16 protein-coding genes are annotated in these 23,258 nt (G+C 36.0%); 8 read left to right on the top strand and 8 right to left on the bottom strand.

From position 1 onward, the window contains the following. The first annotated feature begins 122 nt into the window (after positions 1-122). The 3 genes from C7377_RS06590 (at position 123) to C7377_RS06600 (ending at position 2,626) form a co-directional block, all read left to right on the top strand. A complete protein-coding gene (locus C7377_RS06590; protein ID WP_116496542.1) occupies positions 123-815 on the top strand; it encodes an FKBP-type peptidyl-prolyl cis-trans isomerase in 693 nt (230 codons plus the stop codon). Positions 816-844: 29 nt separating this feature from the next. Next, the gene (locus C7377_RS06595) at positions 845-1,558 is read left to right on the top strand and encodes an FKBP-type peptidyl-prolyl cis-trans isomerase (RefSeq protein ID WP_116496543.1); all 714 of its coding nucleotides are present in this window, start codon (positions 845-847) and stop codon (positions 1,556-1,558) included. Positions 1,559-1,657: 99 nt separating this feature from the next. Next, entirely contained in the window at positions 1,658-2,626 is a 969-nt protein-coding gene (locus tag C7377_RS06600) for a glycosyl transferase family 90 (RefSeq protein WP_116496649.1), read from the top strand. A gap of 4 nt (positions 2,627-2,630) precedes the next feature. On the opposite strand, the gene C7377_RS06605 is transcribed toward C7377_RS06600, so the two are convergent. After that, positions 2,631-2,837 (bottom strand): heavy-metal-associated domain-containing protein, encoded by a 207-nt coding sequence (locus C7377_RS06605; RefSeq protein WP_116496544.1) that lies wholly within the window; start codon positions 2,835-2,837, stop codon positions 2,631-2,633. Positions 2,838-2,909: 72 nt separating this feature from the next. Beyond that, positions 2,910-4,268, bottom strand: a complete 1,359-nt coding sequence (locus tag C7377_RS06610; protein WP_116496545.1) for a dipeptidase — start codon at positions 4,266-4,268, stop codon at positions 2,910-2,912. Positions 4,269-4,504: 236 nt separating this feature from the next. Between C7377_RS06610 and gcvP the strand changes: the two genes are divergently transcribed. Together gcvP and C7377_RS06620 are read left to right on the top strand one after the other, a co-directional pair. Then, positions 4,505-7,372, top strand: a complete 2,868-nt coding sequence (gene gcvP, locus C7377_RS06615) for an aminomethyl-transferring glycine dehydrogenase (RefSeq protein WP_116496546.1) — start codon at positions 4,505-4,507, stop codon at positions 7,370-7,372. Between the two features lie 196 nt (positions 7,373-7,568). Then, positions 7,569-8,945, top strand: coding sequence for a tyrosine phenol-lyase (locus C7377_RS06620; protein ID WP_116496547.1), 1,377 nt, complete (start codon positions 7,569-7,571; stop codon positions 8,943-8,945). 427 nt (positions 8,946-9,372) lie between these two features. Here the strand turns inward: C7377_RS06620 and C7377_RS06625 are convergent, their stop codons facing one another. The 3 genes from C7377_RS06625 to C7377_RS06635 all read right to left on the bottom strand — a co-directional run bounded on the left by C7377_RS06625 (position 9,373) and on the right by C7377_RS06635 (position 14,999). After that, positions 9,373-10,899 (bottom strand): class I SAM-dependent DNA methyltransferase, encoded by a 1,527-nt coding sequence (locus C7377_RS06625; protein WP_116496548.1) that lies wholly within the window; start codon positions 10,897-10,899, stop codon positions 9,373-9,375. Positions 10,900-11,118: 219 nt separating this feature from the next. Next, positions 11,119-12,186 (bottom strand): restriction endonuclease subunit S, encoded by a 1,068-nt coding sequence (locus C7377_RS06630; RefSeq protein WP_116496549.1) that lies wholly within the window; start codon positions 12,184-12,186, stop codon positions 11,119-11,121. Then, on the bottom strand, positions 12,186-14,999 hold the full coding sequence (locus C7377_RS06635; RefSeq protein ID WP_116496550.1) for a type I restriction endonuclease subunit R: 2,814 nt from the start codon (positions 14,997-14,999) through the stop codon (positions 12,186-12,188). Before C7377_RS06635 ends, C7377_RS06630 begins: the two co-directional genes overlap by 1 nt. A gap of 559 nt (positions 15,000-15,558) precedes the next feature. On the opposite strand from C7377_RS06635, the gene C7377_RS06640 reads away from it, so the two are divergent. Genes C7377_RS06640 through trmD form a run of 3 tightly spaced genes read left to right on the top strand, consistent with a single transcriptional unit; the run spans position 15,559 to position 18,464 of the window. Next, positions 15,559-16,515 (top strand): transporter, encoded by a 957-nt coding sequence (locus C7377_RS06640; RefSeq protein ID WP_116496551.1) that lies wholly within the window; start codon positions 15,559-15,561, stop codon positions 16,513-16,515. 25 nt (positions 16,516-16,540) lie between these two features. Next, positions 16,541-17,800: an aspartate kinase gene (locus C7377_RS06645; protein WP_116496552.1), complete on the top strand. Its 1,260-nt coding sequence runs from the start codon at positions 16,541-16,543 to the stop codon at positions 17,798-17,800. Next, complete coding sequence (trmD, locus tag C7377_RS06650; protein ID WP_116496553.1) at positions 17,790-18,464, top strand: tRNA (guanosine(37)-N1)-methyltransferase TrmD; 675 nt, start codon at positions 17,790-17,792, stop codon at positions 18,462-18,464. Before C7377_RS06645 ends, trmD begins: the two co-directional genes overlap by 11 nt. Here trmD and C7377_RS06655 read toward each other — a convergent pair. The 3 genes from C7377_RS06655 to C7377_RS06665 all read right to left on the bottom strand — a co-directional run bounded on the left by C7377_RS06655 (position 18,433) and on the right by C7377_RS06665 (position 23,213). After that, a complete protein-coding gene (locus C7377_RS06655; protein ID WP_116496554.1) occupies positions 18,433-19,128 on the bottom strand; it encodes a rhomboid family intramembrane serine protease in 696 nt (231 codons plus the stop codon). The two genes, trmD and C7377_RS06655, sit on opposite strands and share 32 nt — an antisense overlap. Before the next feature lie 20 nt (positions 19,129-19,148). Further along, entirely contained in the window at positions 19,149-20,690 is a 1,542-nt protein-coding gene (locus tag C7377_RS06660) for an ArnT family glycosyltransferase (protein ID WP_116496555.1), read from the bottom strand. Between the two features lie 114 nt (positions 20,691-20,804). Further along, a complete protein-coding gene (locus tag C7377_RS06665) occupies positions 20,805-23,213 on the bottom strand; it encodes an alpha-ketoacid dehydrogenase subunit alpha/beta (protein WP_116496556.1) in 2,409 nt (802 codons plus the stop codon). Positions 23,214-23,258: the final 45 nt, after the last annotated feature.

Below are 23,258 nucleotides of genomic sequence, written 5' to 3' on the forward strand. Positions count from 1 at the left end.
TAGTTTATGACAAAGTTAGGATATTTATTGCAAAAACACTTAGAAATAGAGGAATATGCTATTGTACTGTCAGAAAATAAAATTGTACCTTTGTAGTTGTAATTTTAAAATGAAAAATTTCAATGAAAAAATACCTACTTATTGTTATTTGCACAGCTACTTTTTTCAACACAGCATTTAGTCAGGAAAAGAAAGTTCCTTTGAAGGATATGAGGGACTCATTAAGTTACAGTATTGGTATTTCAATGGGCGAAAGCTTGTTGCGTACAGATATTGATAATATTAATCAAGCTGTTTTCTTTGAAGCATTGCGTCAGAAGATAAATAACGAGGAAACACTGTGGGACATGTCAAAGGCTGATAGTCTATTAGTTGGTTACATCATGGGGAAACGCCAAGCAAAAGCAGAAGAAAATAAAGCAAAAGGAGAGGCATTTCTTGCAGAGAATGCTAAAAGAGACGAAGTTTACACAACACCCAGTGGATTGCAGTATGAAATGCTAAAGATGGCAGAAGGTCCACGTCCAAGTTTGTATAGTACAGTGAAATGTCTGTATAGAGGTACAACGATAGATGGAGAAGTTTTTGATGAAAATTGGAACAGAGAGAATCCCATAGAGTTTAAAGTGATGGATATGATTGATGGATGGGTTGAAGGTCTCCAAATGATGCCAATAGGTGCTAAGTGGAAGTTATACATTCCCTCAGATTTGGCATATGGAGAGCGTGGAGCAGGAAGAGCAGTAGGAGCAAACGAAACACTTATTTTCGAGATAGAATTGCTAGAAATAGTTTCTACGGACAAACCAGAATAATCAAATAAACAATATTAAAATAATTAACAATGAAAAAAGTATTTTTAATTTTAGGGGTAGTAGCCCTATTAGCTTCATGTGGGAAACAGACTGTTGATAAAAACCCAACTCTTACTTCTGATCTAGATTCAGCTAGTTATAGCTTCGGCGTGTTGATAGGTTCTGATATCAAAAAGAATTCTCTTGAAAATGAAGTTTTGAATCATGATCTTATTCATTCAGGACTTGTTGTTGGATTGGAAGAGGATACAACTGCTAAAATTACTAGAGATGAAGCTATTCGTATTTGGAATGGTTATTTAGCGAAACAAAACGAGAAGAAAAGAGAAAAAGCAAAACAAGACCTTGAAGAAAACAAAGACAAAGGAGTGAAGTTTTTGGAAGAAAACAAGGAAAAGGCTGGTGTTATTACCACTGAAAGCGGTTTGCAATACCAAGTTATAGAGCAGGGAGAGGGCAAAGTGCCACAAAAAGGAGATACTGTAAAAGTGAATTATAAAGGTACCTTAATTGATGGAACTGTATTTGATACTACAGAAAATGAAGGACGTGCTCCATTCGAATTCGTAGTGGGAGAAGGAAGAGTCATTAAAGGTTGGGATGAAGCCTTACAGTTAATGCCTGTTGGTTCTAAATGGAAGTTGTTTATCCCATCGGAATTAGCTTATGGTGATAGGGAAATTCCTAAAATAAAAGGCGGATCTACACTTGTTTTCGATGTAGAATTGTTGGAAATCAAGTAGTTTGGTGTTTGATGATATTGAAAAAGCATCTTTCCTGCCAGAAAGGTGCTTTTTTATTATACTATAAAAAAATCATTTATATTTGTGCCCATGGAGTCTATGCAAAAATTCTATGCACAATTTCGATCAGCATTCTGGAAAAATAGTAAGTTTACCTATTTTCTTCTAAACTATCTTCGACTCATTATACCAAGAAAATTATGTCAATTAAGACTTGAGTATGAATTAAAAAAAGTTTCAGACTTTGATAGAGAATACCTGCAAAAACGCTTAGATTATTACCTTAAAATTGACCAGAAATTTGCATTGAAAAAAGGGGAGAAACTAAGTGATTTTAAATATAGAGCACGTTGCAAGAATTATTTTTTTGATATTTACCAGTATTCAAGATATTTCCCAGATACACATACTATGAATTATATTTTAGGGGATGTGACTGAAATTCCAGAAGAACTTTCTTTCGTCAAAAGTCGTCCTATACACGGTGAAAATGAGAATAGCGTATTGTTAAAATTAAACAAAGTTCGTCATTTTGTTTTTGTGAATGACAAAAGAGATTTTGAAGATAAAGAATTCAAATTGCTATGGAGAGGAAAAGCAAATCCTCGTAAGAAAACACGTATGAATTTTATAGAGGAGTATCATAACCATCCACTATGTGACATTGGGCATATTAATGATAACTTGGTTGACTTTGATTATGAACTTAAAGAAAAGTTACCCATTTATGAGCATTTAAAGTATCAGTTTGTGATGAGTTTGGAAGGGAATGACGTTGCCACAAATTTAAAGTGGGTGATGTCTTCTAATTCTATTGCCGTAATGCCTAGACCTAAATACGAAACCTGGTTTATGGAAGGGACTCTTATTCCCGACTATCATTATATAGAAGTGAAAGATGATTTTTCAGATTTAATTGAGAAAATTACCTTTTATCACAACAATCCAGTTGCTTCCAAAGAAATTATCCGAAATGCCAATAAACATGTTGAGCAATTTAAAAACAAAAAGCGAGAAAAATTACTCTCGCTCTTAGTTATGGATAAATATTTCAAGCTTCAAAAATAAAGGCTTAATCTTCAATGATTTTAAATCCTAGTCCGGAAAGTTTTTCTTTTAAACTGTCTCTGCTGATTTCATCTGTATGAATAATACTTATTTTTCCATTAATACGGTCAATGGTGGCACCAAATACTCCTTGCAGAGATCCTAAGTCTTGAAGAATTGCGTTATTGCAAGTGACACAGGCAAGTATTTCAATATTAAAATCAGTAGTCATAATCTAAAATAAAGAATTGGATAAACTATTTTGAAACAAGCCCAAAACCATATCCAATTCTCTTAATGAGTTCTATGCTGTAAAATGTTTGTAGAAGGACACAACAGTTTCTACTCCGTTATATAGTTGCTCTAATGGGAAATTCTCGTTGGGAGAATGAATCGCATTAGACTCTAAACCAAATCCTATTAATAATGACTTGATACCCAACACATCTTCAAATGTGGAAATAATAGGAATACTGCCACCGCTACGGACAGGAACAGGCTCTTTGCCATATACTTCTGTAAATGCTTTTGAAGCAGCTTCGTAAGCTTTAGAATCAATAGGGCATACGTAGCTTTGACCTCCATGTAAAACTTCAACATTTACTTTTACATAATCAGGAGCAATTGACTCAAAATGCTTTTTGAACAAATCAGCAATTTTATGATAATCCTGATTAGGTACTAGGCGTGAAGAAATTTTCGCATAAGCTTTTGAAGGAATTACCGTTTTAGCACCTTCACCGGTGTAGCCACCCCAGATACCATTCACATCGAATGATGGACGGATTCCTGTACGCTCTCTTGTGTTAAATCCTTCCTCACCATGCACTGCTTTCACATCTAAAGACTCTTTGTATTCCTCTAAATCAAAAGGAGCTTTGTTTAATAATGTGCGTTCTTTTTCAGAAACTTCTTCTACATCATCGTAAAAGCCTGGGATAGTAACTTTGTTATTTTTATCAGTCATTTGACTTATCATATCACATAGTACGTTGATAGGATTAGCAATAGCACCACCATAAATTCCTGAGTGCAAGTCGCGGTTTGGTCCAGTAACTTCTACCTGCCAGTAAGCTAAACCACGAAGTCCTGTAGTTATTGAAGGAATATCTCTAGCTAACATTCCCGTGTCAGATACCAAAATAACGTCAGCCTTTAACATCTCTTTGTGCTCTTCGCACCAAGCGCCTAAATTGGGAGAGCCAACTTCTTCTTCTCCTTCTACCATAAATTTAACGTTGCATTTTAGCAAGCCATTAGCTACAAGGTATTCAAAAGCCTTCAGTTGTATAAATGATTGTCCTTTATCATCATCAGCTCCACGCGCATAAATTTTACCATCACGTATTTCAGGTTCAAAAGGTTTACTATCCCATAAGTCGATAGGGTCAACCGGCATCACGTCCATGTGCCCGTAAACCAATACGGTTGGTAGTTTTTGATCTATCATTTTCTCACCATAGACTACAGGATTTCCAGGGGTGTCATAGATTTCTGCCTTGTCTATTCCCGCTTTTTTTAATAACTCAACCCACTTTTCTGCAGCTTTATACATATCAGGTTTGTGATCTGGAATAGAGCTGATAGATGGAATACGAATCATTTCAAAAAGTTCCTCTAACCAACGTTCTTTGTTCTCTTCAATATAGTTTTTAATTGTCATAATATTAATTTTTTTAATTACTGTAAAAATACATGTTTTCAGCTAAGGGACAAAATCGAAACCCGTGTAAAAGTGGACTTGATTCATAAGTATCAAAAAAAAGATAAAAACGTTTTTTTTTAATTTCTAATTAATATAGATTTGTGGTCAATTAGATTATTGTGTAATAGTCATTTAATTCATACAGAAACAGATTGTAGAATTTAGCACGGGCTACAATCAAAAAAGATATACAAATGAAGAAAGATTTATTTATAAACAGACACATTGGACCTACCGAGGAAGATGTACAAAAGATGTTAAAAACTGTAGGAGCGTCTTCTTTAGAGGAGTTGATGAATGAGATTATCCCTCAGAATATTCAATTGGAGAAACCTGTTTTTGAAGATGAGCCTTTTACTGAAGCAGAAATGTACGCTCATATGGAGGAACTTGGAGCTAAGAATAAATGTTTTAAAAATTATATTGGACAAGGATATTACGAGACGGTAACTCCAGCACCAATCATTCGAAACGTATTGGAAGATCCAACTTGGTACACATCATATACTCCTTATCAAGCAGAGATTTCTCAAGGTCGTTTAGAGGCTTTGTTGAACTTCCAAACCATGTTGATGGATTTAACAGCCATGCCCTTAGCAAACTGTTCTTTGTTAGACGAATCTAGTGCTGCGCATGAAGCTATTTATATGATGTATTCAGCAAGAACTGCTAAAATGAAGAAAGCAGGAGTCAATAAAATATTTGTTGATGAATGTGTATTTCCTCAGACCTTAGATTTAATCAAAACAAGAGCTACAGCACTTGATTTTGATTTGAGAATAGGTGACTACAAAACAGCTGAGTTAGATGAATCTTTCTTTGGAGCAGTAGTGCAGTATCCAAATGCTAATGGAACTGTAGTTGATTATAGAGAATTTTCTAAATCATTAGAAGAAAAAGGAATAAAACTCACGGTTATCGCTGATGTGATGAGCCTAGTGTTACTGACACCTCCGGGAGAGTGGGGTGCTGATATCGTTTGTGGCAGTACACAGCGATTTGGTATTCCATTAGGCTATGGTGGACCTCATGCAGGATTTATCACTTGTAAAGAGGAATATAAACGTACTATCCCCGGGCGTATCATAGGAGTTACTAAAAATGCTGAAGGCAAGAAGGCTTTACGTATGGCATTGCAAACTCGTGAACAGCATATTAAAAGAGAGCGAGCAACCTCTAATATCTGTACAGCTCAAGCATTGTTAGCAACCATGGCTTCTTTCTATGTTGTATATCATGGTAAAGAAGGACTGAAGCGTATTGCAACAAATATTCACAGTAATGCTTACGCTACAGCAAAAGCTCTAGGTGCTATGGGATTAGAAGTACATGCTGAGGATGTATTTGATACTATTCGCATCAATCTTACAAGAGCCGAGCAAATAAAAGTGAAAGAAGAGGCTCTAGCTCAAAAAATTAACTTCAATTATCCTTTTGAAGGTGTCATTACAATTAGTTTTGGAGAAAACACCAATACTAAACAAGTAGAGAAATTAGTCGCAGTTTTTGCAAGGGCTCTTGGAAAATCGGCTCCAGAGATTGAAGTTGATGAAGAAGTGAATTTACCAAAATCTCTGTTGAGGTCATCTGATTTTCTAACTGCTGAGGTGTTCAATAAATACCGTTCTGAAACAGGATTTATGAGATATATTAAACAGTTGGAGCGCAAAGACTTAGGATTAAATACAGCAATGATCCCTTTAGGATCTTGTACAATGAAATTAAACTCCGCCACTTCAATGTTTCCATTATCTTGGTCTGAGTTCAATAGCATTCATCCATTTGCACCAGACGAGCAAACGAAAGGTTACGAAGAGATGATTGCTGAATTGAAAGATATGCTTTGCAAAATTACAGGTTTTGCAGGTATTTCTATTCAGCCAAATTCTGGAGCAACTGGGGAGCATACAGGATTATTGGTGATTCGCCAATATCATAACGATAGGGGACAAGCAGAACGTAAAAAGGTGCTGATTCCACGTTCAGCACATGGAACAAATCCAGCATCAGCTGTTGTTGTAGGATATGAACCCGTTATCGTGAAGTCTGATGAAAATGGTAATATCGATGTAGAGGACTTAAAGGTGCAAGCAGAGAAACATAAAGACAACTTAGCGGCTGCCATGATTACTTATCCTTCTACTCATGGAGTGTATGAACATAGAATTCGTGAGATTATTGATATCGTTCATGAACATGGAGGACAAGTTTATATGGATGGTGCCAATATGAATGCACAGTGTAATTTGACAAACCCTGGGTTTATCGGTGCAGATGTTTGCCACTTGAATTTACACAAGACTTTTGCCATACCTCACGGTGGTGGTGGCCCTGGAGTTGGTCCTATCGGTGTGGCGAAGCATTTAGTGCCATTCTTACCTAACCATGTGATGAAAAATGTAGGTGGAGAAAAAGGTATCGGTGCGGTAGCTGCAGCTCCTTATGGTTCTGCAAGTGTCAATACTATTACTTATGCATATTTGAAAATGCTAGGTGGCGAAGGTTTGACTTATGCAACTCAAGTAGCCATATTGAGTGCAAACTATATCGCGAAGAAGTTGGAAGAAAATAATATGAAAGTATTGTACAAAGGGAATAATGGTCGCGTAGCACATGAGTTGATTTTTGATTGCAATGAATTTAACAAGGAAGCAGGAATTACCGATTCTGATATTGCAAAACGATTAATGGATTATGGATTCCATGCACCTACGTTATCATTCCCTGTACATGGTACTTTGATGATAGAGCCTACTGAAAGTGAGCCTTTATCAGAATTAGACCGATTTATTGAAGCATTGGTTTGCATCAAAAAAGAAATAGAGGAAGTGAACAATGGAGATTATCCAGCAGATGATAACGTGTTGAAAAATGCACCGCATACACAAACTATGCTTTTGGCTGATGAGTGGACTCATGCATATACTCGAACTAAGGCTGCTTACCCAGTTGATTATCTTAGAGAAAATAAATTCTGGCCAGCCACTTCACGTGTTGATGATGGATATGGAGACCGTAATTTAATGTGTTCTTGTGTAGGTTTAGAAAACTACGAAGAATAGATTATTCAAATATTTTAATGCTCTTTATCAAGCTGTTCCTACTTTGTTAGGGACAGTTTTTTTTGTAAAAAATCTATTGTTATTTCTCAAATAATAGAATGAACAGGCAAAACCTTAAAAAGGTTTAATTCACTTTGCTTTATTGTCCATTTGAAGTATATTTATAGAATTATTATTCACATAAAAAATCAATAAAATGGATATTAAAAATTATCCTGCGGAACCTTTTCGAATTAAGGTGGTAGAAACTGTAAAAATGAGCACGAGAGAAGAGCGTGTTAAGGCTATGAGAGAAGCCGGTTATAATACCTTTTTACTAAACTCGGAAGATGTTTATATCGACTTGCTTACGGATAGCGGTACGAATGCTATGAGTGACAAGCAATGGGCAGGAATGATGATAGGAGATGAAGCCTATGCAGGCAGCAAAAACTTCAAACATCTAGATGCAACCGTAAAAGAGTTGTTTGGATTCAAACATATGGTGCCGACACATCAAGGGCGTGGTGCTGAAAACTTGCTCTCACAAATAGCAATAAAACCAGGACAATACGTTCCCGGCAATATGTATTTTACCACGACTCGCTACCACCAAGAGCGTAATGGAGGAACCTTTGTAGATATCATCCGTGACGAAGCTCACGATGCAACTTTAGATGTAGCTTTCAAAGGAGATATTGATTTGAATAAACTGCAAAAACTGATAGATGAACAAGGTGCTGACAATATTGCTTACGTCTGTTTGGCAGTTACGGTAAACTTAGCAGGAGGTCAACCTGTTTCCATGAAAAATATGCGTGAAGTACGCGAATTGACTGCAAAGCATGGAATCAAGGTGTTTTACGATGCTACACGTTGTGTAGAGAACGCATTTTATATTAAAGAACAAGAAGAAGGATTTGCCGACAAGAGCATTAAGGAAATTGTTCAAGAAATGTTCAGCTATGCCGATGGCTGTACGATGAGTGGTAAGAAAGACTGTATTGTAAACATCGGTGGGTTCCTTTGTATGAATGATGAGCAATTGTTCGAAGAAGCCAAAGAGTTGGTGGTAGTATATGAAGGTATGCCTTCTTACGGAGGTATGGCAGGTCGTGATATGGAAGCAATGGCTATTGGTTTGAAAGAGTCCATGCAGTACGAATATATTGAGCATCGTGTGAAACAAGTTCGCTATTTGGGTGAGAAATTAAAAGAAGCAGGAGTGCCTATTGTTCAGCCTGTTGGTGGACATGCAGTGTTTTTAGATGCCCGTCGTTTCTGCCCACATTTGAAGCAAGAAGATTTTCCAGCACAGAGTTTAGCGGCGAATTTGTTCATAGAATCCGGAGTTCGCAGTATGGAACGAGGAATTGTTTCTGCCGGTCGCGATAAAAATGGTAACAACCACGCACCTAAGTTAGAGACCGTTCGCTTAACGATACCGCGTCGTGTTTACACTTACAGGCACATGGATTTAGTGGCTGATGCAGTGATTGAATTGTACAAGAATAAAGAACAAATCAAGGGCTTAAAATTTGCTTACGAACCCAAACAATTAAGATTCTTTACAGCTCGGTTTGAGCATAAATAAAAAATTTATAGTTGATGATGAGAAGAGAGCAAGGGAAACTTTGCTCTCTTTTTCTTTTAGTAGCGGTACGTTTTCATGATTTTTTAGTCAAAGTCCCGCTTTCTGTTCCTATCTTTTTCCCTCTCGCACTGATTTTCCACCCCATAAAAAAGGATAACCACTGCAATCGGGGCTAATTATTAGATTTTAGTGCTCTTTATTATTATGCTGTCATCCTGAGCAAAGCGAAGAGTCTCACACTATTAAGTGAAAAATTAAAAATGAAAAGTAAAACCTAGCTTTTAGTTATTAGAAATAATGTCATTTTGAGCAATGCGAAAAGGCTCATAAAGAGATGGTATTTACGAATGTTTTTTGTTGCCGTAGGTATTATCAAACAACGGTTCTTATGTAATAAGCTATGTGCGGGTTTCCTCCGCCTTGTTTATCAGTTCTCTAAGGGCGTATTTATGGTTTCCATTATTTCTTTAAAGCTATGTAGACCGGATTCTATGTTTTCAATGATTTCATTAGCTAAGATATCCGGATCTGGTAAGTTATCTAAGTCAGTTAAACTCTTATCTTTTAGCCAAAAAATATCTAAACTCGTTTTGTCTCTTGCAATGATTTCATCATAAGTATATTTTCTCCATCTTCCTTCTTCATTTTCCTCGCTCCAAGTTTCTTCTCGTTTGTTTATGTTACTCGGATTGTAAAGCTTTACAAACTCTTCCAAATCAGATAACTGCATTGGTTTCTTCTTTAAAGTATGATGCACATTAGTTCTGTAATCATAAAACCATATATCTTTTGTCCAAGCTTCTTTACTCGCAGGTTTGTTTTTGAAAAACAACACATTGGCTTTTACTCCTGGGCGATAAAAAATTCCAGTTGGTAATCTTAAAATGGTGTGTAAGTCTGCTGTTTTCATTAACTGTTTTCTTACTTCTTCTCCAGCACCACCTTCAAATAAAATATTGTCAGGAAGTACAACTGCTGCTTCTCCGTCAATTTTCAGTTGTGTTTTAATGTGCTGTAAAAAGTTTAGTTGCTTGTTTGAAGTTGTTTCCCAAAAGTCTTGACGATTATAACTTAAATCTTCTTTTTCTGCTTCTCCATCTTCGTTGGTAATTGTCATACTACTTTTTTTACCAAAAGGTGGATTTGCCAACACATAATCAAAACGTTTTCCATCGTCTGCAATTAAAGCATCGTTTGGATTGATAAACGATTCGCCATCTATTTCGCCAATATTGTGTAAATACATATTCATTAAGCACATTCTACGTGTATTGGCCACAATTTCATTTCCGTGAAAGGTTTTGTTCTTTAAAAACTCTTTTTCTTCTCGGTCTAGTTGGTTGTTTTCAACAATCCAATCGTAAGCAGCCAAAAAGAAACCACCAGTTCCACAAGCTGGATCTGCAATGGTTTTCATTGGTTTGGGTTGCACACAAGCTACAATAGTTTGTATTAATGCTCTTGGTGTAAAGTATTGCCCAGCACCACTTTTAGTATCTTCTGCGTTTTTCTGTAATAAGCCTTCATAAATTTTTCCTTTTATGTCAGCTCCCATCATATTCCAATCTTCTCTGTTAATCATATCAATGACTTTGAGTAGTTTGGCTGGATCTTGAATTTTGTTCTGACTTTTGGTAAAAATTTGCCCTAACATTCCCTTTTCTGTGGAAAGTGTACGCAATAACTGGCTGTAAAACGCTTCTAATTCTGCACCACGTTTATTGGATAAAGTTTCCCAATTACAAATTTCTGCATCTGCAATCTCGTTGCCTTCTACATCTTTTAATTTAGGAAAAACCAAACCTTTGTTGTAAGGTGGTTTATTGAGTTCATCTGCCATTTTTAAGAATAGCAAATAGGTAATTTGTTCTAAATAATCTCCATAACCAACACCATCGTCACGAAGTACGTTGGCAAGGTTCCATATTTTTGATATGATTGTTGAATCTGTCATTCTTTATTTTTGTTTCTTTTCTGCTTTTATTTTTTCTAATAAAACCGAAGCAGGTTCATAATCTTTATGTTGCTTACAAGCGGCAATTTCTTCTTCGCTTAACAGTTTACCTTCAAATGCTTTTTTAAGAATACTTTGGCGTAAAGCTTGGGCTTTTTCTAAACTGTTTTCAATATCTTTTTCTACTTTATCACAAACCGATAAACGACTTTCTATTTCTTAAATAATTTTATATTGTTCTTTGGGTGAACAGAAAGGAATTTCTAATTCTTTTACATTAGTTAAACTCAAATTAGCACGAGCTACGTCAACTTGTTTGTTTAAATAATCTTGTTTTGCTGTTTCAGAATTTAAATAATAGCACAAATATTTTTTTAAAAGTTCTTCGTCTTTAAGTCTGATTAAACAAACAGCTTGATTGATATTAGATAATTTTTCTAATTCAAAAATTGCAGCTCTTCCAATTGAAGCTCCAACAATGTTTAATAAAACATCACCAATTTTTAATATTGAGCGCTTTTGAACATTGTTAAATCCTTTTGGTAAATATTTCTCTTTTTCAAGAGAAACAAAACCCTCACGAACATTTTCACTTGTTATAAAGAGTAATTCATTTTTATCATTGATATAGTCAAAACCTTGCCATTTTGGTGAAGCACCTTTGGTGATTAATTTTGTAAAAGGTTCTAATTGTTTAGGCTCCATTTTACTTGATGTCAATTCTCCCTCAAACGCCTTTTTTAAAACCGCTTGTCTATAAATAACCAATTGGTCTTGTGCTTTTTTTAGGTCTGAAATTCCGCTGTCTAAACTGCTAAATAGTTCTTCTATTTTTTTGACAATGGCTTTTTGTTCGACTACAGGTGGTAACGTAACTTTAATAGGTTTGATTAAACCAAAACTTAACGCTTGCATTGTTGCTCCTTTCGCGTTAATTTGACTTTTAAATGTTACAGAATTTAGAAAATTGATTAAAAACTTTTTGTCAATATCAATATTGGGAATTATTCTGAATAAATTGTTTGCTATTGCTCCTTCAATACCTGTGCAAACAAAACCTACAGTACCATATCGTACCATTGAGATATCATCTTTAGCAACAATATTTATATCATTTGGTTTATCAATATAACGCGGTTCATCTTTTCCTTGAGTAAAATCAATAATTCTTAAAAATCGAACTCTATTTTCATTGTCCTCAGTATATTGTTTTCCTTTCGGTACTTGTACTCCTTGTGAAAATTTACATAATTCACCTAATTCAATTTCGCCCCAATCTTCTCTCATTATGCTGCTAGTACTTCATTGAGTTCGTTAATAATGTCATTCATTTGGTTACCAAATAATTGGTGCATTTTCCCTTTTCCGCCTTTGGCATCAAAAGGTGTATAGTCTAAATCGTCTATCTCTATATGGTAACTGCTCACTACGTGGTCTTTTATCATTCTGAGCCATTCTACTTGTTCTGTGGTAAAACGGTTGTGTTGCCCTGCGTTTTGTTTAAACATCCAGTTTTTAAAGTTTTCGTCTATGGTTTTATCAAAGGCTTTTAGCTCGTTGTCTATTCCACAGACTCTTCGTATTAAAGACACCAATGCCGTTAATTCATCTTTGGGTTGTTGGCTTTTTACTTCTTCTAATTGTGTGTAAGCATCCCAAACATAATCTGGTGCTAATAGTGGTTTTTCTAATTGCAGTTTTTCCATCACTTCTTTTATCATTTTAAACGTAATGTTTCTGCGGTTATAAGGTTGGTTATAAAAAATACTTAAGGCCTTAATCTCGTCTTTGTTTGCTTCTAAATACTCACTAAAATCTTTGACTATTTGTTGTGCTTTGTCTACAGAAGTAGTTTCCCATTCGCTTTTTGTAACCGTATCTATGTTTACGCTATCAATAATTTGTTCGTGTTGTTTACGCACGTTTTCTAAATATCCGTTGAGTTCGCCATTAAAAGTTTTACTCGCTTCTAAAATCAGCTGTTCTTGCGCTTTCTTTTTGGTTTCCTCAATGAGCAGAGGTGTTTGCTCTTGTGTAGGGATTTTATCGATTTCTTTTTGTGCTTTTTGCTCAATAGCATCTTGGTCGTAGGCTGTAATTAATTCTTTGGTAATTTGCTTTAGGTTTTTACCTCCTGAAAATTCCAATAACTTTTCTTTTTCCTTTTCTGTGATTTGCTTTTCTAAACGAATTAAACGGTTTGCTAAAGACAAAAACAAATCTTCGTCTGCAACTCCCATTGTTACTGCTCCCAATAAATCTTTCATTGGCACAGAAGGTTTGCGCTCTAATGGTCTGCTGTCTGTTTTTTTAGATTTGGTGGCTCCAACTGCATCTACAATAACAAAATGTGTTTTATTTTTTGCCGTTTTCGTTACTAATTGCAAAGAATCGCTATTTATAGTTCGTGTTCCACGACCTTTCATTTGCTCAAAATAGTTGATGCTTTTTACATCTCGCATAAACAGTAAAACCTCTAAAGGTTTTACGTCTGTGCCTGTTGCAATCATATCAACTGTAACTGCAATTCGTGGATAATACGAATTTCTAAAACGATTCAATACCGATTTTGGGTCTTCCTCAATTTTATAGGTTACTTTTTTACAAAAGTCATTTCCTTCGTCAAATTCTTTCCGAATGATTTTTATAATATCGTCTGCGTGGCTATCTGTTTTTGCAAATACTAATGTTTTTGGTACTTCGTATTCGCCATTTTCGTCAATACGATTTGGATAAATAGTAGTTTTTAAAGCACGTTTATATTCACGAATGATGTTACGGATTTGACTTGGATTGACTACTTTTTTGTCTAAATCGTTCTTAAAATACGCTGTATCTTCATCTTCTAAATTTCTACGTTCCGCTCGGGTTAATTTATCTCTCCTATCAATCCACCATCCAGACTCTACAACAGCCCCATTTTTAGAAATTTCTGTTTCAATATGATAAACATTATAAGGAACATTTACTCCATCTATTACAGATTGTTCATAGGTATATTCACTAACCATATTTTCTTCAAAAAAACCTATAGTTCTTTTATCTGGCGTTGCCGTTAATCCAATTAAAAACGCATCGAAATAGTCCAAAACTTGTTTCCAAAGATTGTAAATAGAACGGTGGCACTCATCAATAACAATAAAATCAAATTGTTCAATAGGTACTTCTGCAGTGTATTCAACAGGAATAGCTTTATTTTTGGCCATTTTGTTCTGTAACCAAGAGTTTTCATTTGGATTATCGAGCTCTGCACTTTCGTCTAACTCTTCTCCTTTTAAAATAGAATAAAGGCGTTGTATTGTTGAAATACACACTTGGCTATCATTTGCTATATAGCTAGATGTTAAGCGTTGAACGTTATATAATTCGGTAAACTTTCGGTTGTCATCATTAGGCTGAAACGTCATAAACTCTTGTTCGGCTTGTTCTCCCAAGTTTTTTGTATCTACCAAAAACAACACACGTCTTGCATCTGCGTGTTTTAATAAACGATAAATAAATGTAGCAGCCGTAAAGGTCTTACCTGCACCAGTAGCCATTTGAATTAATGCTTTTGGTCGGTTCTTTTTAAAAGAATGCTCCAAATTATTAATCGCAACAATTTGAGCAGGACGTAGTCCTGTTTCATCTAACGTTGGAATAGATAACAATCTTTCTCGAAGACTCTTATCCGTTCTTAACCATTCTGTAATGGTTTTCGGTTGGTGAAAACTAAAGACATTTCTACCTCTGGGTTTGGGGTCTCTATAATCGGTAAATCGTGTAATCGTTCCTGTACTTTCGTAAACAAAAGGTAAAGGGTCGTTATTTAGATATTTCAGTTTTGCGTTTGCATAGTTTGAAGATTGTTCTTCAACTACAGTAAGTCTGTGTCCCTCGTCTTCACGTTTCGCTTCTATAATTCCGACTGGTTTTCGGTTTACGAAAAGCACATAGTCAGCAGGTCCAACCTCGGTTTGATATTCACGTACTGCAACACCTTTTCCAGCAGATAAGTCAACTTTGATTTTGGACTGAACTAACCATCCAGCTTCTCGTAGCATTTCGTCTATTTTATCACGAGCTATTTGTTCAGGATTTTGGTTAAGTATTATAGGCATACAAAGATGAAAAAGTTATAAGAAGACTAATTTACATTTTTTTGTTCAGTTTTCGGTCAAGCGTAGGCAAAAAATAGCTCTTAAGTCTCATACAAATTTCGTTTTTACTAATGGCTTATTTTTGCATGGCACTCTACTCGTTTATTAAAGCCAAAGTTAATAAATTTCCATATATCGTTATCTTTTTGGTTGTAATATCAACGCTTCCAAGGTCTGTCCTGCACTACGTGATAATTTCAACGGATAATTTTTACTTTTTCATTGTTAATTTTTCATTACATGACAATGGTTGCGTGAGTTTCTTCGCTTTGCTCAGAAGGACAAAAATATTGTAAACTAGATACTGATAAACTAAGCAAATTAGCCCCGATTGTAGTGTATATCCTTTTTGTGGGAGGATTGGTGCGAAAAGGGAAAAAAGATAGGAACGGAAAGCGGGAAAGTGTATGCTAATAACGGAAAACGTACCGCTACTAAATCATAAAAATAGTTTCTCAACACAAATGATTCGTTCTGTTTCAAATACCTTACTTTTGTAGTGCTAAGGAGAATTTGCAACATGAAGATTATTAATTTTTTAAGAAATTGGACGCTGATTATTGCCATTCTTGCAGGTGTTTTCGGTTATTTTATCTATGTGAATATTCCGTTTTTAGACGGTACTCATGAGTTTGCTTACAATGCCATAAAAATTACACAGCCTATTCTTATTTTTTCGATGCTGTTTCTTACGTTTTGCAAAGTAAATCCTAAAAGGCTTCGCTTTTGTCGTTGGCATTTGTGGTTATTGCTTTTTCAAGCCTTATCATTTTCTCTACTTGCAGGTCTATTTTTGTTGCTGCCACTGGGCAATCATGGTGTTCTCATAGAAGGTGCTATGATTTGTTTGATATGTCCTACGGCTACAGCAGGGGCAGTAATTACGAAGAAACTGGGTGGAAACGTTACCCACATTACTACCTACACGATATTGATTAATCTAGTTACTGCGATATTAATTCCAGCCTTCGTACCTTTGATTCATCCTGAGAGTTCTATGAGCTTATTTACTTCTGCTACGCTTATCTTGGGAAAAGTGTTTCCGTTGCTTCTTTTTCCATTGCTGCTCGCTTTTTTAGTTCGATATTTGTTCCCCAAATTACATCTTTTATTTTACCGAAATCAAGAAGTCGCTTTTTACTTATGGGCGGTGGCATTGGCTTTAGCTATGGCAATAACGACGAGAAGCATTGTACATACTAAGGTGCCGATATCTACTCAATTATGGCTAGTCGTAGTATCGTTGGTTTGTTGTGTTTTGCAATTTTACTTAGGCAGAAAAGTGGGATTTAATTACCATGATAAGGTTGCGGCAGGTCAATCTTTAGGACAAAAAAATACCGTATTGGCAATTTGGATGGGATATACGTTTTTCAGTCCTATCACCTCACTGGTTGGTGGTTTTTATAGTATATGGCATAACGTAATCAACACGATGCAGTTGTACGAATACCGCAAGAAAAAGGAAAAAGGATAGCTTTTTCGTATCTTCGCAGATTAGTATGAAAGTATTCAAATTTGGAGGCGCTTCCATAAACAGTGCAGCACGTATCATCAATCTTAAGGCTATTCTTGAAAAAGAAGGGACTGAAGGATTGGTTTTAATTGTTTCTGCAATGGGGAAGACGACCAATAAAATAGAGCATATTTTAAGGTGTTTTCTTCATGATGAAGATTATAATTCAGCTCTCGAAAAGTTAAAGTCAGAATTTACTGCTGTAGCTTCTGAGTTGTTTCCTGCAAATTCGATTATCTATGATAAAATAGATAGTTTGTTTACAGAGATGGAGAGTAAGCTCATTGAATATAAAGACAAGCCGTATAATTTTCTGTACGACCAAGTGGTTTCTTATGGAGAACTCATTACTGCAGAATTGATTGCAAGTTATTTAGCAGATGAGGGTTTTGATAATACGTTGTTATCAGCTACAGAGTATATTGTAACTGATGGTACCTATCGTGATGCTACGGTAAATTGGTCAAAAACTTGTGAAAATATCAAAAAGTTAGCAGGTAGAGAAACGTTTTTTATCACTCAGGGATTTATTGCAGGAAACGAACTCGGTTACACAACTACTTTAGGCAGGGAAGGTTCTGACTATACTGCCGGTATTTTTGCCTATTGTTTAGATGCTAATGAATTAACAATATGGAAAGATGTAATCGGTGTGCTAAATGCTGACCCTCGGCATTTTCAAGATACTGTTCTGCTAGAGCATGTTTCTTTTAATGAAGCGATAGAGTTAGCCTATTATGGTGCATCAATTATCCATCCTAAAACCATTCAGCCTTTACATCGGAAAGGAATTCCGCTAAAAGTACGTTCTTTTATATCTCCCACTGAGTCGGGAACAGAAGTCAGTGCGGGAGCAGATTTGGTGCCTGATGTGCCGTGCTATATTTTGAAACAACATCAGCAGTTGCTAAAAGTAGCTTCTAAAGAGTTTTCTTTTATTGTAGAAAATGATATAAGTGATATTTTCAAAATCCTGTGTGAAACCCAAATGAAAGTGAACTTGATGCATAATTCTGCAATATCGTTATCACTATGTATTGACGACAGATTGGGAGATATTCGGAAATGTATCGATATTTTAGAAGAAAACTATAATGTGAACTTTATTGAAGATGTTACGCTTTATACAGTTCGTAATTTCTGCCAAAAGGATTTTCAAAAACGTTTTGGAGAGATAAAACCACTACTGCGACAGAGAAAAGATAATGTGGAGCATATTATAATAGAAAAAGACGATGAGAATTGATATACTTTCTGCTGTCCCTAACTTGTTAGACAGCTTTTTTAATAACTCAATACTAAAGCGTGCACAGGATAAGGGAATTGCTGAGCTTTATGTTCATGATTTGCGTGACTATACGTTAAATAAACACCGAAAAGTGGACGATTATCCTTATGGAGGAGAAGGAGGGATGGTAATGAGCGTAGAGCCGATAGATCGTGCGATTACTTATCTGAAGAGTCAGCGAGACTATGATCACGTTATTTATACAAGTCCTGATGGTAAGGTCTTTAATCAAAAATTGGCAAATACGCTTTCGCTATCAGGGAATATTATCATTCTTTGCGGACACTACAAAGGAATAGATCATCGGATACGAGAACATTTGATAACGATGGAAATTTCTATTGGGGATTTTGTGATGACGGGAGGGGAGCTCGCCGCCGCAGTGATAACAGACAGCATTATCCGTCTGCTTCCTGGAGCCATTTCTGACGAATGTTCGGCATTATCAGATTCCTTTCAAGATGATTTGCTTTCGCATCCTATTTACACACGACCGGCTGAATACAAAGGATGGAAAGTGCCAGAGGTTTTGCTCGGCGGTGACCATGAGGCAGTAAGTAAATGGCAAGAGCAACAAGCCTTGGAGCGTACTAAAAAGTTGCGTCCTGATTTGTTGGAGTAGTATCCTCGGGATTTTCTTTTTGAATATTCTCTGCATTCCAAATTTCCTCAGGTATTGTCTCGTCATCTTCATCATCTTCAGACAAGATGACAGGTGGTTGAGGACCTTTGTTTTTGAAAATAACTGCTAAAACCAACCCGATTAAAGCTCCGCTAATGTGTCCTTCCCATGAGACTTGCTTTTCGATAGGGAAGAGTCCCCAGAATAAACTCCCGTAAAGAAAGACTACGATAAGTGCCAAGGCAGTCAATCGGTAGTTTTTCTTAATGAGTCCGCTTACCATTAAAAATGTTGCCAATGCATAGATAATACCGCTCATCCCAATATGGTAAGATTCTCTGCCAATGCACCACAGTAAAAATCCGGAACCAATATACATAATAAGAAATGTCTTGGTAGCAATGGTTCGATAAAAGAAAAACAAGGAGGTAGAAAGTACAAAAAAGGGAATAGTATTCGCCCATAAATGAGACCAATCACTATGGATAATTGGTGAAAATAAAATGCCATATAGGTGCTCGACTTTTCTGGGCATAATTCCAAAAGAAACCAGAGAATCATCGAACAGCCATTCGTAAACCTTCACAAACCACATAGTTAATGTGAGCAGTAAAGGGATAAAAATACTGAGACGCAGTTTTTTGTTAAATTCTATAGCATCCATTTATGCAAAAATAGTTATAACTAATAATTTACCGTAATTGTGGGTAGCTTTTTAAAATCTTCTAATACATAGATATGAAACTGTGTAACCGGTTTGCCACGATAATAAGTAATATGTGTATGATAGGTGTAGTTCTTATCAAATGCCTTAGCAATATCTTCAGGGAGAGCTCGCTCCGGTTGTATTTTAAACTCTTTATTCGATAAATTCTCCTTCGTTACAAAAATCCCTGTGTAGTTTTTATTCTCATACTGCTCAATACCGTCCCAAAGGCTAAACTGCGTCATTCGATTGCCTCTGTTCGCATAAAAATATTTTGTTTTTGGATAATTGTAGAATCGTAATTCAGAAGTGATGTGGTAGCTGTCTGTAGCAATAAACACCCTTTCAGTATCAAGCGTGTTTTCTAAACTGTCGATACTACTAGCCACTTCTTGCCAGCCCACCATTTTTTTAAGAGGGTCTATTTTTACGGGAAATATGTTTCCTAAGCCTACAGAATCCATAAAACGCATATTCGTAGCTAATAAAAATAAACCTATAGTAATGCAGAATAAAATGCTAGCTGGTTTTATCTTCTTCGCTTGCACGATATAATGTGCCAACAAAATCGGTAAACCAACATAGGCAAACATTGTCCAGTTTACATTAGCACCTGAACGTTTTGTTAAGGCAGTAATTAAAAACATCAAAAATGAGAGGAGTGCCGGTAACCAAAGATACATTGCCTTTTTATCAAGCTTGTTTTTTTTGAAAGCATTGAAATAATAGACTAAAAACAGTGGAGAAATGATAGCCAATTGCCCACTCACATATTCCAATAATTTTGATAACCTTCGTGAAATTGGATTGGGTTGGTGCTCAACAGCGCCAGATAGGTGTGCTAAGTGTTTAAACCCGATAAAATCATATTTAATATTCCAAATAACAACAGGCAAGAAAAATACAAAGGAAATCAAAAGTGAAATGTACAGCTTTTTATTGCTTAATATCTTTCTATCAGTTAAAAATAGATACAGGATAATACTGGGAATGAAAAAAAGCATGGCATATTTCGAAAGATAGCCTAAGCCCATAGCTGTTGCAAAAAGTATCCAATATTTCCATTTGTCATAAGTAATTGACATCCAGCCTAAATACATTGCCCATATAGCAAAGAATAGCAATGGAGAATCAGTAGAGAAAAACAGAGCAGCACCTTGAAAGAAAGGCATGGCATATACTAAAACTGATGCAACAAATGCAGTGAATTTATCCTTAAATAACTCTTTCGTGAAAAGATAGGTAACGATACTCGTAAGAAAACCGAAAATAATAGCATTGATACGTACGCTGAATTCAGAATGACCAAAAAGGCTTTCAGAAAGATAATTGAGCACAGCAACCATCGGAGGTTTGGAGTAATACGACCAATCGAGGTGTTGTGACCAAGTCCAGTATTGTGCCTCTTCTGTATGCAAATCAATATTTCCGTAGAGAACCCAAAGACAACGAAGTAGTACAACAAACAAATGCACTGCCAGTAAATAAATGAACGTATGTTGCTCTATGCTTTTTTTCATAAATCTTGAAAGTTTTTGTAAAAATAGGATTGTTTTTCTTTACTGGCATTTTTTATTTGAAAATACTTGAACTTTGGAAGCATAAAAAAAGAGGACTAAGCCTCTTTCTTTTTTCTACTTTTCCTCATACAATTTGGGGTACAACTCAGGGGCGTAGGTATGCATCACTTCATAGGCAGCATTAAAAACGTGTATCGTATTCGGCTTCGAGAAAAAGTCTCCGTCACTACCGTAAGCTGGTCGATGTGCTTTAGCTGAAAGCATACGAGCATCCGTTTTTAGATATTTTGCCGCACATTGTTCTTCTAACACTTTTGTCATCATATAGGCAGTGGTTCCATAGGGTACGTCTTCGTCCAAAAACAATACTTTTCCTGTCTTTTTTATGGATTTTTTGATAATGCCATGAGTATCAAAAGGCAGTAGCGTTTGCACGTCAATCAACTCTGCTGAAATATCAAAGTCATAAAGTTGCTTGACGGCTTCCTGAGCCACTGCGACACAAGCACCGTAGGTAACGATAGTAATATCTTCTCCTTCTTCTAAAATTTCAGGAATGCCAACAGGTGTCATAAATTCGCCTAAGTTTTCCGGCTCACGCTCGTGTTTACGGTAAGCATTTAAGGGCTCAATAACTAAAGCAGGATTGTCTCCCTGCAATAAGGTATTGTAAAAACCTGCGGCTTGTGTCATATTTCTTGGTACGCAAACGTAAACCCCTCTGATAGAGTTTACCACCATACTCAAAAATGAACCGGAATGCCAAACGCCTTCTAAACGATGTCCTCGGGTGCGAATAATCAGCGGTGCTGCTTGTCCACCGACAGTTCTGTAAAATAAGGTAGCCAAATCATCACTGATTGTTTGCAAACCATACATTAAGTAGTCAAAATACTGAATCTCAGCAATGGGTTTTAAACCTCTTATTGCCAGACCGATGCCTTGTCCAATAATTGTAGCTTCACGAATTCCTGTGTCAGTAACTCTCAAGTCTCCATATTTTTCTTGCAATCCTTGTAAACTCTGATTCACTCCACCAATAAAACCGGTATCTTCACCAAAAGTTACCAATTCAGGATATTTCTCAAATAATTTATCGAAATTATTTCGTAGAATTTCTCGTCCGGGTTTTGTTTTTGCACCTTCTGCATATTTTTTTGGAACAGAAGGGAAGTTAAGTGGATTCTTCTTACTCTCGCTATATAAATTTGTGTTGAAATATTGTTTGCCTTTGTTATTTAGCTCTTTTAAATAGACAATCATTCCTTTCCTTATTTCTTTCTGAGATTCTTCAGAAGGAAGAAAATACCTTATAGTCATGCTCAATGCAGTTGCCACATCTCCTCTTGAAATTTGTTTCTTTGTCCGAATATATTCCGCCTGTTCTTGAATTATAGGCAGTGGGTTTTTAATGTTATTAAATAAAGATAGAAATGTTTCTTTGGCTTTTAGGATGGGAGCTTGGCTTTCTTCATAGGCTACTTTTTTTGCTTGTTTTACTTCTTCTTCAACTTCCTTGTCTAATTTGTCTGCTTGTTCTTCTGTGAAGATGTTTTTTTCTAACATCCAAGCTTTCATTTTTTCAATTGGGTCAAATTCTTTTTCCCATTCTAAGCGTTCTTTGTTTTTATACCTTTCGTGTGAACCAGAAGTAGAGTGTCCTTGCGGTTGTGTCATATCCTCAATATGGAAAAGTACAGGGACATGTTCTTCTCGACATTTTTTGACTCCCTCTGCATAGATTTTACAAAGTGTCGGATAATCCCAGCCTTTTGCTTTATAGATAAGAAATCCGGACTTGTCATTCGTTTTTTCAAAACCTTGCAGGGTTTCCGAAATACTCCCTTTTATGGTTTGTAATTTTTTAGGAACTGAAATACCATAGCCATCATCCCAAATGGATACTGCAAGCGGTACTTGTAAAACACCAGCTGCATTCAGCGTTTCCCAAAAATGACCTTCTGAAGTACTGGAATCACCTATGGTAGTAAAAGTAACTTCATTTCCTTTGTTAGAGTATGTAGTTTTGTGTTGTATATCTTTATTGTTTCTGTATAATTTTGAAGCATAGCTCAAACCTAATGAGCGAGGCATCTGTCCAGCAGTGGGGGAAATATCTGTTACACTATTACGTTGCGCCATATGGTCAGTTGGATTTCCATCTTTATCTAAATTTCTGGAACCAAAGTGGTTATTCATTAAACGGCCACCATGAGTTGGATTTTCTTTGAGATTTGTGGTTCCGTAGAGTTGTGCGAAGAATTCTTTTGGAGTTAGCAATCCAACAGCGAGCATCATCGTTTGATCTCTATAATATCCGGAACGCCAATCACCTTTTTGGAATGTTTTAGCCAAAGCAATTTGTGCCACTTCCTTACCATCACCCAAGATACCAAATTTGGCGCGTCCGTTAAGCACTTCTCGTCTGCCGTGCAAACTTAATTTACGGCTCAGTACTGCAAGTCTATAATCTGCAATGACCTCTTTCTTAAAATCTTCAAAGGATAACTCATTATTTGTCATAAGTAGGTTTTTTTGCTAAATTCAAACAAAACTACGAATATTTAA

The sequence above is a fragment of the Balneicella halophila genome (assembly GCF_003096835.1).
GTDB lineage: Bacteria > Bacteroidota > Bacteroidia > Bacteroidales > Balneicellaceae > Balneicella > Balneicella halophila.